Origin of the sequence: Streptomyces flavotricini, from assembly GCF_020639365.1 — a bacterium.
GTDB classification, from domain to species: domain Bacteria; phylum Actinomycetota; class Actinomycetes; order Streptomycetales; family Streptomycetaceae; genus Streptomyces; species Streptomyces flavotricini.
Genome location: NZ_JAINUL010000001.1, coordinates 6,953,444 through 6,966,920 on the forward strand (window position 1 = coordinate 6,953,444; position 13,477 = coordinate 6,966,920).

Consider the following 13,477-nt stretch of genomic DNA (forward strand, 5'->3'; position numbering starts at 1 on the left):
GGGGCGCTCGTACGCTCGAAGACATGTCAGACGTGTACGCGGCCCGCCGGGGCCTGCTTCGCGACCGATGTGCCGCCGCCGGGAACGCCGCCGCACTGATCACGCGTCCGGCGAACGTCCGCTACCTCGCCGGGGCGTCCCCGCCGTCCGCGGTCCTGCTCGTCGGGCCGGACGGCGAGGACATGCTGTTCACCGTCGGCCCGCCCAGCGGCGAAGCCGACGAGGGCCGCCTCGACGAGCGGCTCAGGCTCTCCGTACTGGCCGGCCCCGGGAGCGACGCGGCCGTGGCGGCCGGAGACGCGGCCGGTGCGCTGCGGGTCGAGTCGCTGGCCGTCGAGGAGCACCACCTCACCGTCGCCCGCCACCGCGCCCTGCGCTCCGTCGCCCCCAAGCTGCGGCTCGTGGACCTGGGGGCCGCCGTGGAGCAGCAGCGCCTCGTCAAGGACGAGGAGGAGATCGCCTGCCTGCGGATCGCCGCCGAGATCGCCGACCAGGCCCTCGGCGAGCTGCTGGAGTCGATCCTGGTGGGCCGGACCGAACGCCACCTCGCCCTGGAGCTGGAGCGCCGTCTCGTCGACCACGGAGCCGACGGGCCCGCCTTCCCCACCTCCGTCGGCACCGGGCCGAACTCCGGCCGCTCCCGGCACCGGCCCTCCGACCGCCGTGTCGAGGAGGGGGACTTCCTCTCCGTCTGCCTCGGTGCCAACTACCGCGGCTACCGCTGCGAGATCGGCCGGACCTTCGTGATCGGCACCAGCCCGGCCGACTGGCAGATCGAGCTCTACGATCTTGTTTTCGCGGCGCAGCGGGCGGGCCGCGAGGCGCTGCTGCCCGGCGCCGCGTACCGCGAAGTCGACCGCGCGGCGCGCTCCGTACTGGACTCCGCGGGCCATGCCGAAGCCCTCGCTCCGTCGACCGGACACGGTGTCGGCCTCGAAATCGACGAGGACCCGCAGCTTGCACCTACGGCAATGGGTAAACTGGACGCTTGCGTGCCGGTCACCGTCGAACCGGGGGTTCACCTCCCGGGCCGGGGAGGTGTCCGGATCGATGACACGCTCGTCGTGCGCCCCGAGGCGGACGGCGGTCCCGAGCTACTCACCATTACGACCAAGGAGCTGCTCGCGCTCTAGCCCGCCGCGGCGGGCTGTGCGCGCACCCGTGGTCTTCCAGTGCAGGAGATTCCGCAACCGTGGCTTCCACGAACGACCTCAAGAACGGCATGGTGCTCAAGCTCGATGGCGGCCAGCTCTGGTCCGTCGTCGAGTTCCAGCACGTCAAGCCCGGCAAGGGCCCGGCCTTCGTGCGCACCAAGCTCAAGCACGTGCTCTCCGGCAAGGTCGTCGACAAGACGTTCAACGCCGGCACGAAGGTCGAAACGGCCACCATCGACCGCCGCGACATGCAGTTCTCGTACATGGACGGCGACTACTTCGTCTTCATGGACATGAGCACCTTCGACCAGCTGATGGTCGACAAGAAGGCCGTCGGCGACGCCGCCAACTTCCTCATCGAGGGCTTCACCGCCTCCGTGGCCCAGCACGACGGCGAGGTGCTCTACGTCGAGCTCCCGGCCGCGGTCGAGCTGACCATCGAGCACACCGACCCGGGCGTCCAGGGCGACCGCTCCACGGGCGGCACCAAGCCGGCCAAGCTGGAGACCGGTCACGAGATCCAGGTCCCGCTGTTCGTGAACACGGGCGAGAAGGTCAAGGTCGACACCCGTACCTCCGACTACCTCGGCCGGGTGAACAGCTAACCGTGGCTGCCCGCAGCAACGCGCGCAAGCGCGCCTTCCAGATCCTGTTCGAGGCCGACCAGCGCGGGGTGCCCGTGCGCGAGGTCCTCGCGGACTGGATCCGCCACGCGCGCTCGGACGACCGGCAGCCGCCCGTCAGCGCCTTCACGATGGATCTCGTCGAGGGGTACGCCGACAAGGTGAACCGCATCGACGACCTGATCGTCACCTACGCCGTGGACTGGGAGCTCGACCGCATGCCGGTCGTCGACCGGAACATCCTGCGGCTCGGTGCCTACGAGCTGATCTGGGTGGACGACACCCCGGACGCCGTGGCCATCGACGAGGCCGTCCAGCTGGCCAAGGAGTTCTCGACGGACGAGTCCCCCTCGTTCGTGAACGGGCTGCTGGCCCGCTTCAAGGACCTGAAGCCGAGTCTGCGCCGGGGCGAGTAGCCCAGGCGGTTCGGCGAGCACGGAGGGCCCGCAGCGCACGCGCGCTGCGGGCCCTCCGTGCGTTCGCGCGCAGCCGGTACGCGAAAACCGGCGTGGGCCGGGAGCCACTCCTGGCTCCCGGCCCACGCCGGTAACGTTTCTGCTGGTCCTGGGCGCGGGGACTAGATGTCCTCGTGCGCCACGGCGCGACGCGCATCCGCGTCGAGCACGCCCCAGCTGATGAGCTGCTCGGTCAGGACCGAGGGGGACTGGTCGTAGATGACGGCCAGGGTGCGCAGGTCGTCCTGGCGGATCGACAGCACCTTGCCGTTGTAGTCCCCGCGCTGGCTCTGGATGGTGGCGGCGTACCGCTGGAGCGGGCCGGCCTTCTCCGCGGGCACGCCCGCGAGGCGCTCCAGGTCGAGGCGCAGCTTCGGCGGCGGCTCGGCGGCCCCGCCCGGAGTGGTGCCCGGCAGCAGCTCCTGCACCGGAACCCCGTAGAAGTCCGCCAGCTCGGCGAGGCGCTGGACGGTCACGGCGCGGTCCCCGCGCTCGTACGAACCGACCACCACGGCCTTCCACCGGCCCTGGGACTTCTCCTCGACACCATGGAGGGAGAGGCCCTGCTGGGTGCGGATGGCGCGGAGCTTGGCCCCGAGCTGTTTGGCGTATTCGCTGGACATAACGCTCCCGGACGCTGTGACGCTGTGACGACATGGACGCTGACGACATGGACCACGTGCGGCTCCGCCGCGCGGCTGGTAACTCACTGTGAGGTTACGCAGCGTTACTTGGATGCGTCAAGCCGAATGATGTCGGAGGCCGTCCCGCGAGGGGCGCCGCCCGCGCCCCGTGCCGGTTCCCCGCCCGGGCCCTGGTACGGTGGAGCACGTACATCAGACGTCCTTTAAGGTCCGTCCCGTGAGGCGGAGAAGGAGGTCCTCTTCATGGACGCTCAGGCTGCTCAGAATGTCGGTGCCCAGGGCACCGAGGCGATGCGCCCCGTGCTCGAGGCACAGGACATCGCGCGGGTGCTGACCCGCATCGCCCACGAGATCGTCGAACGCGCCAAGGGCGCCGACGACGTGGTGCTCCTCGGCATTCCCACCCGCGGTGTGTACCTCGCCCGCCGGCTGGCCGCCAAGCTCGAAGAGATCACCGGCACGAAGATCCCGGTCGGCTCCCTCGACATCACCATGTACCGCGACGACCTGCGGCTGAAGCCCGCCCGCGCGATCGGCCGCACCGAGATCCCCGGCGACGACATCGACGGACGCCTCGTCGTCCTCGTCGACGACGTGCTCTTCTCCGGCCGCACCATCAGGGCCGCCCTGGACGCGCTGGGCGACCTCGGCCGCCCCCGTGCCGTGCAGCTGGCGGTCCTCGTCGACCGCGGCCACCGCGAGCTGCCGATCCGTGCCGACTACGTCGGCAAGAACCTCCCCACGTCGCTGCGGGAGACCGTCAAGGTCCAGCTCCAGGAGGAGGACGGCCGAGACGCCGTGCTGCTCGGCCAGCGGACCGACACGGCCGCCGGGCAGTAGCCCGTACGAGTGAGGGGCCCCGAACGCGGGGGCCCGCGCGCGAGCCTGCCCGCCGGGCCGCACTCCATCCCGCCGCAGCCCACGCCTCCCCGCCGCTGCGCCCTGCCCGCCGCTCTGACCTCATCGACAAACGGAGCACCCTGATGAAGCGCCACCTCATCTCGGCCGCCGATCTCACGCGCGACGACGCCGTCCTCATCCTCGACACCGCCGAGGAGATGGCACGCGTCGCGGACCGGCCGATCAAGAAGCTGCCCACCCTGCGCGGCCTCACCGTCGTGAACCTCTTCTTCGAGGACTCGACCCGCACCCGGATCTCCTTCGAGGCTGCCGCCAAGCGGCTGTCCGCCGACGTCATCAACTTCTCCGCCAAGGGCTCCTCGGTCTCCAAGGGCGAGTCCCTCAAGGACACCGCGCTGACCCTGGAGGCGATGGGAGCCGACGCGGTCGTCATCCGCCACCACGCCTCCGGCGCCCCCTACCGGCTCGCGACCTCCGGCTGGATCGACTCCGCCGTGGTCAACGCGGGCGACGGCACCCACGAGCACCCCACGCAGGCCCTGCTGGACGCCTTCACCATGCGACGCCGTCTGGTCGGCCGCGACGCCGGCCTCGGCAAGGACCTGAACGGCCGCCGCATCACGATCGTCGGCGACGTCCTGCACAGCCGCGTCGCCCGATCCAACGTGCAGCTGCTGCACACGCTCGGCGCCGAGGTCACGGTCGTGGCCCCGCCCACCCTGGTCCCGATCGGCGTCGAGAGCTGGCCCTGCGAGGTCTCGTACAGCCTCGACGACGTGCTGCCGAAGTCCGACGCGGTCATGATGCTGCGTGTGCAGCGCGAACGCATGAACGCCGCCTTCTTCCCGACCGAGCGGGAGTACTCCCGCCGGTACGGGCTCGACGGCGACCGCATGGCCAAGATGCCCGAGCACGCCATCGTCATGCACCCCGGCCCGATGAACCGCGGCATGGAGATCACCGCCGAAGTCGCCGACTCCGACCGCTGCACGGCCGTCGAGCAGGTCGCCAACGGCGTCTCCACCCGGATGGCCGTCCTGTACCTGCTGCTCGGAGGCTCCGAGCCGGCCGTCACCACCACCAGCACGCCCCGCATCGAGGAGAGCAAGTAACGATGAGCAAGATCCTGATCCGTGGCGCGAAGGTACTCGGTGGCGAGGCGCAGGACGTCCTGATCGACGGCGAGACCATCGCCGAGGTCGGACAGAACCTGTCCGCCGAGGGCGCGACCGTCATCGAGGCCGAGGGCCAGGTCCTCCTCCCCGGCCTCGTCGACCTGCACACCCACCTGCGCGAGCCGGGCCGCGAGGACTCCGAGACCGTCCTGACCGGCACCCGCGCCGCCGCCTCCGGCGGCTACACCGCCGTCTTCGCCATGGCGAACACCTTCCCCGTCGCCGACACCGCAGGCGTCGTCGAGCAGGTCTGGCGCCTCGGCAAGGAGTCCGGCTACTGCGACGTGCAGCCCATCGGCGCCGTCACCGTCGGCCTGGAGGGCAAGCAGCTCTCCGAGCTGGGTGCCATGCACGACTCCGCCGCCCGCGTCACCGTCTTCTCCGACGACGGCAAGTGCGTCGACGACGCCGTCATCATGCGCCGCGCCCTGGAGTACGTGAAGGCCTTCGGCGGCGTCGTCGCGCAGCACGCCCAGGAGCCCCGCCTGACCGAGGGCGCCCAGATGAACGAGGGCGTCGTCTCCGCCGAGCTGGGCCTCGGCGGCTGGCCGGCCGTCGCCGAGGAGTCGATCATCGCCCGCGACGTCCTCCTCGCCGAGCACGTCGGTTCCCGCGTGCACATCTGCCACCTCTCCACCGCCGGATCCGTCGAGATCGTCCGCTGGGCCAAGTCCCGCGGCATCGACGTCACCGCCGAGGTCACCCCGCACCACCTGCTCCTCACCGACGAGCTGGTCCGCTCGTACAACGCGGTCTACAAGGTCAACCCGCCGCTGCGCACCGAGCGCGACGTCATGGCCCTGCGCGAGGCGCTCGCCGACGGCACGATCGACATCGTCGCCACCGACCACGCCCCGCACCCGCACGAGGACAAGGACTGCGAGTGGGCCGCCGCCGCCATGGGCATGGTCGGCCTGGAGACCGCGCTCTCCGTCGTCCAGCAGACGATGGTGGAGACCGGACTGCTCGACTGGGCGGGCATCGCCGAGCGCATGTCCTTCGCCCCGGCGCGGATCGGCGGCCTGGACAACCACGGCCGCCCCGTCTCGGCAGGTGAACCCGCGAACCTGACCTTGGTCGATACCTCGTACCGTGGTGTCGTGGACCCCGCACACTTCGCCTCCCGCAGCCGCAACACGCCTTACGAGGGCCGTGAGCTGCCGGGACGCGTCACTCACACCTTCCTGCGGGGCCGGGCAACGGTCGTGGACGGGAAACTGGCGTGACACCTGCAGTAATCCAACTGGCCGCAGAGGCTGCCGAGCGACGGTCGGCGGAGGTGACGGACTGGGGCGCCCGCATGTCGTGGGTGCTCGGTCTGCTCGTCTTCATCGCGTTCGTGTACTGGCTGATGCGGCAGGGCTGGAAATGGCGCGGCGCCCTGCAGAGCGATCTGCCGGAGCTGCCCGCCGCCCCCGGCGGCCTCCCCGAGCACCGGCTGGCCCTGACCGGCCGCTACCACGGGTCCACCACCGCCGGGCAGTGGCTCGACCGGATCGTCGCCCACGGCCTGGGGGTGCGCAGCCGGGTCGAGCTCACGCTCACCGACGCGGGCCTCGACGTGGTCCGTCCGGGTGCCACCGACTTCTTCGTACCGGCCGCGCAGCTGCGCGGCGCCCGCCTCGACAAGGGGATCGCGGGCAAGGTACTCACCGAGGGCGGTCTCCTCGTCGTCACGTGGGCGCACGGCGACAAGCTGATCGACTCCGGATTCCGCTCCGACCGCGCGGCCGAACACGCCGCCTGGGTCGAGGCCATCAATCTCATGAACCAATCCATCACGACGGAAGGCGCCGAACGATGACGACCTCCACCAGGGGAGCAGCCAAAGCTCCCGCCGTACTCGTCCTGGAGGACGGTCGGATCTTCCGCGGCCGCGCCTACGGCGCCGTGGGGGAGACCTTCGGCGAGGCCGTGTTCTCCACCGGCATGACCGGCTACCAGGAGACCCTCACCGACCCGTCGTACCACCGGCAGGTCGTCGTGATGACCGCCCCGCACGTGGGCAACACCGGCGTCAACGACGAGGACCCCGAGTCCTCCCGCATCTGGGTCGCCGGGTACGTCGTACGCGACCCCGCCCGCGTCCCGTCCAACTGGCGCTCGCAGCGCTCGCTGGACGAGGAGCTGGTCAAGCAGGGCGTCGTCGGCATCTGCGGCATCGACACCCGCGCCCTGACCCGCCACCTGCGCGAGCGCGGCGCCATGCGCGTCGGCATCTTCTCGGGGGCCGCCTGGGAGGGCGTCCGCGACGAGGCCCTGGTGGCCAAGGTCCAAGACGCCCCGCAGATGAAGGGCGCGAACCTCTCCGCCGAGGTCGCCACCAAGGAGGCGTACGTCGTCCCCGCCATCGGCGAGAAGAAGTTCACCGTGGCCGCCGTCGACCTCGGCATCAAGGGCATGACCCCGCACCGGATGGCCGAGCGCGGCATCGAGGTGCACGTGCTCCCCGCCACCGCCACCGTCGAGGACGTCTACGCGGTCGAGCCGGACGGCGTGTTCTTCTCCAACGGCCCGGGCGACCCGGCCACCGCCGACGGCCCCGTCGCCGTCATGCAGGGCGTCCTGGAGCGCAAGACCCCGCTCTTCGGCATCTGCTTCGGCAACCAGATCCTGGGCCGCGCGCTCGGCTTCGGCACGTACAAGCTGAAGTACGGCCACCGCGGCATCAACCAGCCGGTGCAGGACCGCACCACCGGCAAGGTCGAGATCACCGCGCACAACCACGGCTTCGCCGTGGACGCGCCCCTCGACAAGGTCTCCGAGACCCCCTACGGCCGCGCCGAGGTCTCCCACGTCTGCCTGAACGACCAGGTCGTCGAAGGCCTCCAGCTGCTCGACCAGCCGGCCTTCTCCGTCCAGTACCACCCCGAAGCGGCAGCCGGCCCGCACGACGCCGCCTACCTCTTCGACCGCTTCGTAACCCTGATGGAGGCCGAGCGTGCCTAAGCGCACCGATATCCAGTCCGTCCTGGTCATCGGCTCCGGCCCGATCGTCATCGGCCAGGCCGCCGAGTTCGACTACTCCGGCACCCAGGCCTGCCGCATCCTCAAGGCCGAGGGCCTGCGGGTCATCCTGGTGAACTCCAACCCCGCGACGATCATGACCGACCCGGAGATCGCCGACGCCACGTACGTCGAGCCGATCACCCCCGAGTTCGTCGAGAAGATCATCGCGAAGGAGCGCCCCGACGCGCTGCTGCCGACCCTCGGCGGCCAGACCGCGCTCAACACCGCCATCTCCATGCACGAGCAGGGTGTGCTGGAGAAGTACGGCGTCGAGCTCATCGGCGCCAACGTCGAGGCCATCAACAAGGGCGAGGACCGCGACCTCTTCAAGGGCGTCGTCGAGGCCGTCAAGGCCAAGATCGGCTACGGCGAGTCCGCCCGCTCGGTCATCTGCCACTCCATGGACGACGTCATCAAGGGCGTCGACACCCTCGGCGGCTACCCCGTGGTCGTGCGCCCCTCCTTCACCATGGGCGGCGCCGGCTCGGGCTTCGCCCACGACGAGGACGAGCTGCGCCGCATCGCCGGCCAGGGCCTCACGCTCTCCCCGACCACCGAGGTGCTCCTGGAGGAGTCCATCCTCGGCTGGAAGGAGTACGAGCTGGAGCTGATGCGCGACACCAAGGACAACGTGGTCGTCGTCTGCTCCATCGAGAACTTCGACCCGATGGGCGTCCACACCGGCGACTCCATCACCGTCGCCCCGGCGATGACGCTGACCGACCGCGAGTACCAGCGGCTGCGCGACATCGGCATCGCGATCATCCGCGAGGTCGGCGTCGACACCGGCGGCTGCAACATCCAGTTCGCGATCGACCCGGTCGACGGCCGCGTCATCGTCATCGAGATGAACCCGCGCGTCTCGCGCTCCTCGGCGCTCGCGTCGAAGGCCACCGGCTTCCCGATCGCCAAGATCGCCGCCAAGCTGGCCATCGGCTACACCCTCGACGAGGTCCCCAACGACATCACCGAGAAGACGCCGGCCTCCTTCGAGCCGACCCTCGACTACGTCGTCGTCAAGGCACCGCGCTTCGCCTTCGAGAAGTTCCCGCTGGCCGACGCCACCCTCACCACCACCATGAAGTCGGTGGGCGAGGCCATGGCCATCGGCCGCAACTTCACCGAGGCCCTCCAGAAGGCCCTGCGCTCCCTGGAGAAGAAGGGCTCGCAGTTCACCTTCGTCGGCCCCGTCGGCGACAAGGAAGAGCTCCTCGCCACCGCCGTCCGCCCCACCGACGGCCGCATCAACACCGTCATGCAGGCCATCCGCGCCGGCGCCACCCAGGAAGAGGTCTTCGAGTCCACGAAGATCGACCCCTGGTTCGTCGACCAGCTCTTCCTGATCAAGGAGATCGCCGACGAGCTGGCCGCCGCCGAGAAGCTCCACCCCGAGCTGCTCGCCGAGGCCAAGCGCCACGGCTTCTCCGACGCCCAGATCGCCGAGATCCGCGGCCTGCGCGAGGACGTCGTCCGCGAGGTCCGCCACGCGCTGGGCGTCCGCCCGGTCTACAAGACCGTCGACACCTGCGCCGCCGAGTTCGCCGCGAAGACCCCGTACTTCTACTCCTCGTACGACGAGGAGAGCGAGGTCGCGCCCCGCGAGAAGCCCGCCGTGATCATCCTGGGCTCCGGCCCGAACCGCATCGGTCAGGGCATCGAGTTCGACTACTCCTGCGTCCACGCCTCCTTCGCCCTCAGCGACGCCGGCTACGAGACCGTGATGGTCAACTGCAACCCGGAAACCGTCTCCACCGACTACGACACCTCCGACCGCCTGTACTTCGAGCCGCTCACGCTCGAGGACGTGCTGGAGATCGTCCACGCCGAGTCGCTGGCCGGCCCCATCGCCGGCGTCGTCGTCCAGCTCGGCGGCCAGACCCCCCTCGGTCTCGCCCAGGCCCTCAAGGACAACGGCGTCCCGGTCGTCGGCACCCCGCCGGAGGCCATCCACGCCGCCGAGGACCGCGGCGCGTTCGGCCAGGTGCTCGCCGAGGCCGGCCTGCCGGCCCCCAAGCACGGCACCGCCACCACCTTCGCGGGCGCGAAGGCCATCGCCGACGAGATCGGCTACCCGGTCCTCGTGCGCCCCTCGTACGTGCTCGGCGGCCGCGGCATGGAGATCGTCTACGACGAGGACCGGCTGTCCTCGTACATCGCGGAATCCACCGAGATCTCCCCGACCCGCCCGGTCCTCGTCGACCGCTTCCTCGACGACGCCATCGAGATCGACGTGGACGCCCTCTACGACGGCACCGAGCTCTACCTCGGCGGCGTCATGGAGCACATCGAGGAAGCCGGCATCCACTCCGGCGACTCGGCCTGCGCCCTGCCCCCGATCACCCTCGGCGGCTTCGACATCAAGCGCCTGCGCGCCTCCACCGAGGCCATCGCCAAGGGCGTCGGCGTGCGCGGCCTGATCAACATCCAGTTCGCGATGGCGGGTGACATCCTCTACGTCCTGGAGGCCAACCCGCGCGCCTCGCGCACCGTCCCCTTCACCTCGAAGGCGACCGCGGTCCCGCTCGCCAAGGCCGCCGCCCGCATCTCGCTCGGCGCCACCATCGCCGAACTGCGCGAAGAGGGCATGCTCCCGAAGACCGGCGACGGCGGCACCCTGCCGCTCGACGCGCCGATCTCCGTCAAGGAGGCCGTCATGCCGTGGTCGCGCTTCCGCGACATCCACGGCCGCGGCGTCGACACCGTCCTCGGCCCGGAGATGCGCTCCACCGGCGAGGTCATGGGCATCGACTCGGTCTTCGGCACGGCCTACGCCAAGTCGCAGGCCGGCGCCTACGGCCCGCTGCCCACCAAGGGCCGCGCGTTCATCTCCGTCGCCAACCGCGACAAGCGCTCGATGATCTTCCCGGCGCGCGAGCTCGTCAACCACGGCTTCGAGCTCATGGCGACCTCCGGCACCGCCGAGGTGCTGCGCCGCAACGGCATCAACGCCACCGTCGTGCGCAAGCTCAGCGAGGGCGAGGGCCCGGGCGGCGAGAAGACGATCGTCCAGCTCATCCACGACGGCCAGGTCGACCTGATCGTCAACACCCCGTACGGAACCGGCGGCCGCCTCGACGGCTACGAGATCCGCACGGCGGCCGTGGCCCGCGGCGTCCCGTGCCTGACCACGGTCCAGGCGCTCGCCGCGGCCGTCCAGGGCATCGACGCGCTCAACCACGGCGACGTGGGCGTGCGCTCGCTCCAGGAGCACGCGGAGCACCTGACCGCGGCCCGCGACTAGCAGCCCGTACGAGGAGGGGGACACGGATGCGCGATGCGCATCGGTGTCCCCCTCGTCATGAGCGCACAAGGGATCTTCTCGACATGTACAAGCTCTTCTTCAACCTGGTCTTCAAGCGGATGGACCCGGAGCAGGCCCACTACCTGGCCTTCCGCTGGATCCGGCTCGCGGCCCGCACCCCGGTGCTGCGCACCTTCGTCGCCGCGGCCCTGGCCCCGCGCCACGAGGAGCTGCGCACCGAGGCACTCGGGCTGCGCATGCACGGCCCCTTCGGTCTCGCGGCGGGCTTCGACAAGAACGCCGTCGCCATCGACGGCATGTCGATGCTCGGCTTCGACCACATCGAGATCGGCACGGTCACGGCGCAGGCCCAGCCGGGCAACCCCAAGAAGCGGCTGTTCCGGCTCGTGCCGGACCGCGCGCTGATCAACCGCATGGGATTCAACAACGAGGGCTCCGCGGCCGTGGCGGCCCGCCTGGCGGCCCGCGTCCCGGTCTTCAAGACGGTCGTGGGCGTCAACATCGGCAAGACCAAGGTCGTGCCGGAGGAGGAGGCGGTCGCGGACTACGTCGCCTCCACCGAGCGCCTGGCCCGCCACGCGGACTACCTGGTCGTGAACGTCTCCTCGCCGAACACGCCCGGCCTGCGCAACCTCCAGGCCACCGAGTCCCTGCGCCCGCTCCTGACGGCCGTGCGGGAGGCCGCGGACCGCACCGTGACCGACCGCCGCGTCCCGCTGCTCGTCAAGATCGCCCCGGACCTCGCGGACGAGGACGTGGACGCGGTCGCCGACCTGGCGCTGGAGCTCGGCCTGGACGGCATCATCGCGACCAACACCACCATCGCGCGCGAGGGGCTGGGCCTGAAGTCCTCCCCGGACCTCGTGAAGGAGACCGGAGGCCTCTCGGGCGCCCCGGTCAAGGAGCGCTCCCTGGAGGTCCTGCGCCGCCTGTACGCCCGCGTGGGCGACCGGCTGGTGCTGGTGGGCGTCGGGGGCATCGAGAACGCCGAGGACGCCTGGCAGCGGATCCTGGCCGGCGCCACCCTCGTCCAGGGGTACAGCGCGTTCATCTACGAGGGCCCGTTCTACGCCCGCGCGATCCACAAGGGCCTGGCCGCGCGCCTGGCCGTCAGCCCGTACGCGACCCTCGCCGAGGCCGTCGGCGCCGAAACCCGGAAGGCCATGCAGTGACCGAGACCCCCGTGACCGAGACCGTGACCCCCTTCGGCACCCGCCTGCGCGCGGCGATGGACGCGCGCGGCCCGCTGTGCGTGGGCATCGACCCGCACGCGGCGCTCCTCGCCTCCTGGGACCTGGACGACGACATCGCGGGCCTGGAGAAGTTCTCCCGCACGGTCGTCGAGGCGCTTGCCGACTCGGTCGCCGTCTTCAAGCCGCAGGCCGCCTTCTTCGAGCGCTTCGGCTCCAAGGGCATCGCGGTGCTGGAGCGGACCGTGGCCGACGCGCGGTCCGCCGGCACGCTGGTCGTGATGGACGCCAAGCGCGGGGACATCGGCTCGACGATGGCCGCGTACGCGCAGGCCTTCCTGTCGCCGTCCTCGCCGCTGTTCTCCGACGCCCTGACGGTCTCCCCGTACCTGGGTTACGGCTCGCTGGAGCCGGCCGTGGAGCTGGCCCGCCGCTCGGGCGCCGGACTCTTCGTCCTCGCGCTCACCTCGAACCCGGAGGGCGCGGAGGTCCAGCGCGCGGTCCGCGAGGACGGCCGCACGATCGGCGCGACGATGCTCGGACACCTCGCCGCGGAGAACGAGGGCGCCTCGCCGATGGGTTCCTTCGGAGCGGTGGTCGGGGCCACGCTCGGCGACCTGTCCTCCTTCGACCTGGACATCAACGGTCCGCTGCTGGCCCCCGGCATCGGCGCGCAGGGCGCGACGGCGGCCGACCTCCCGGCGGTCTTCGGCGCGGCCGTCCGCAATGTGGTCCCGAACGTCTCGCGGGGCGTGCTGAAGCACGGTCCGGACGCAGCCGCGCTGCGCGCCTCGGCGACCCGGTTCGCGGACGAAATCCGCGCGGCGGTCTCCGCCTGAGTCCGTTCGGGGATGCCGTCGGGAGGGCCGGCCGCACCGCGCGTCGTACGGTCTGACGAAAATCGAACGTCTTTCCCCGGACAAAACCGGGGTGTTTTGTCCGTGATGTACGGTTCAGTGGAGGCTGACCAGGACTTTTCGTCCGTTCTCGCTGACTGGAGCGGTCATGGCCGCTAGTCTCCGATCAGAGTGACGAGCAGCGAACGAGTTCCACCGCTGTTCGGGCATTCGCCTGGTGTGGTGCCCTGGGGCTCCCCACTGGTCC

12 protein-coding genes are annotated in these 13,477 nt (G+C 70.7%); 11 read left to right on the forward strand and 1 reads right to left on the reverse strand.

The window, feature by feature from the left end; all coding sequences use genetic code 11:
• Positions 1-23: 23 nt before the first annotated feature.
• The 3 genes from K7B10_RS31770 to nusB are packed head-to-tail and all read left to right on the forward strand — an operon-like array spanning position 24 to position 2,193.
• Entirely contained in the window at positions 24-1,133 is a 1,110-nt protein-coding gene (locus tag K7B10_RS31770) for an aminopeptidase P family protein (protein ID WP_229341508.1), read from the forward strand.
• A 59-nt stretch (positions 1,134-1,192) separates the two neighbouring features.
• Positions 1,193-1,759, forward strand: coding sequence for an elongation factor P (gene efp, locus K7B10_RS31775; protein ID WP_030859979.1), 567 nt, complete (start codon positions 1,193-1,195; stop codon positions 1,757-1,759).
• A gap of 2 nt (positions 1,760-1,761) precedes the next feature.
• Positions 1,762-2,193 carry a transcription antitermination factor NusB gene (gene nusB, locus K7B10_RS31780; protein WP_030294584.1) on the forward strand — a complete coding sequence of 144 codons (432 nt, stop codon included), beginning with the start codon at positions 1,762-1,764 and terminating at the stop codon, positions 2,191-2,193.
• Between the two features lie 161 nt (positions 2,194-2,354).
• On the opposite strand, the gene bldD is transcribed toward nusB, so the two are convergent.
• Positions 2,355-2,855 carry a transcriptional regulator BldD gene (bldD, locus tag K7B10_RS31785; RefSeq protein ID WP_007263032.1) on the reverse strand — a complete coding sequence of 167 codons (501 nt, stop codon included), beginning with the start codon at positions 2,853-2,855 and terminating at the stop codon, positions 2,355-2,357.
• 264 nt (positions 2,856-3,119) lie between these two features.
• On the opposite strand from bldD, the gene pyrR reads away from it, so the two are divergent.
• The 8 genes from pyrR to pyrF all read left to right on the forward strand — a co-directional run bounded on the left by pyrR (position 3,120) and on the right by pyrF (position 13,212).
• On the forward strand, positions 3,120-3,716 hold the full coding sequence (gene pyrR / locus K7B10_RS31790) for a bifunctional pyr operon transcriptional regulator/uracil phosphoribosyltransferase PyrR (protein WP_229341510.1): 597 nt from the start codon (positions 3,120-3,122) through the stop codon (positions 3,714-3,716).
• 143 nt (positions 3,717-3,859) lie between these two features.
• The gene (locus K7B10_RS31795) at positions 3,860-4,849 is read left to right on the forward strand and encodes an aspartate carbamoyltransferase catalytic subunit (RefSeq protein ID WP_030157459.1); all 990 of its coding nucleotides are present in this window, start codon (positions 3,860-3,862) and stop codon (positions 4,847-4,849) included.
• Positions 4,850-4,851: 2 nt separating this feature from the next.
• A complete protein-coding gene (locus K7B10_RS31800) occupies positions 4,852-6,138 on the forward strand; it encodes a dihydroorotase (RefSeq protein ID WP_229341512.1) in 1,287 nt (428 codons plus the stop codon).
• Positions 6,135-6,716 carry a PH-like domain-containing protein gene (locus K7B10_RS31805; RefSeq protein WP_229341514.1) on the forward strand — a complete coding sequence of 194 codons (582 nt, stop codon included), beginning with the start codon at positions 6,135-6,137 and terminating at the stop codon, positions 6,714-6,716. The genes K7B10_RS31800 and K7B10_RS31805 overlap by 4 nt, the downstream gene beginning before the upstream one ends.
• On the forward strand, positions 6,713-7,861 hold the full coding sequence (carA, locus tag K7B10_RS31810; protein WP_229341524.1) for a glutamine-hydrolyzing carbamoyl-phosphate synthase small subunit: 1,149 nt from the start codon (positions 6,713-6,715) through the stop codon (positions 7,859-7,861). Before K7B10_RS31805 ends, carA begins: the two co-directional genes overlap by 4 nt.
• A complete protein-coding gene (gene carB, locus K7B10_RS31815) occupies positions 7,854-11,162 on the forward strand; it encodes a carbamoyl-phosphate synthase large subunit (protein WP_229341533.1) in 3,309 nt (1,102 codons plus the stop codon). The genes carA and carB overlap by 8 nt, the downstream gene beginning before the upstream one ends.
• An 83-nt stretch (positions 11,163-11,245) precedes the next feature.
• Entirely contained in the window at positions 11,246-12,355 is a 1,110-nt protein-coding gene (locus K7B10_RS31820) for a quinone-dependent dihydroorotate dehydrogenase (RefSeq protein WP_229341535.1), read from the forward strand.
• A 23-nt stretch (positions 12,356-12,378) separates the two neighbouring features.
• Positions 12,379-13,212, forward strand: coding sequence for an orotidine-5'-phosphate decarboxylase (gene pyrF / locus K7B10_RS31825; RefSeq protein ID WP_308284694.1), 834 nt, complete (start codon positions 12,379-12,381; stop codon positions 13,210-13,212).
• Positions 13,213-13,477: the final 265 nt, after the last annotated feature.

Coding starts and splice junctions, on each gene's coding strand:
- K7B10_RS31770 (WP_229341508.1), top strand. CDS start 24: ATGTCAGACGTGTACGCGGCCCGCCGGGGCCTGCTTCGCGACCGATGT.
- bldD (WP_007263032.1), bottom strand. CDS start 2,855: ATGTCCAGCGAATACGCCAAACAGCTCGGGGCCAAGCTCCGCGCCATC.
- pyrR (WP_229341510.1), top strand. CDS start 3,120: ATGGACGCTCAGGCTGCTCAGAATGTCGGTGCCCAGGGCACCGAGGCG.
- K7B10_RS31795 (WP_030157459.1), top strand. CDS start 3,860: ATGAAGCGCCACCTCATCTCGGCCGCCGATCTCACGCGCGACGACGCC.
- K7B10_RS31800 (WP_229341512.1), top strand. CDS start 4,852: ATGAGCAAGATCCTGATCCGTGGCGCGAAGGTACTCGGTGGCGAGGCG.
- carA (WP_229341524.1), top strand. CDS start 6,713: ATGACGACCTCCACCAGGGGAGCAGCCAAAGCTCCCGCCGTACTCGTC.
- K7B10_RS31820 (WP_229341535.1), top strand. CDS start 11,246: ATGTACAAGCTCTTCTTCAACCTGGTCTTCAAGCGGATGGACCCGGAG.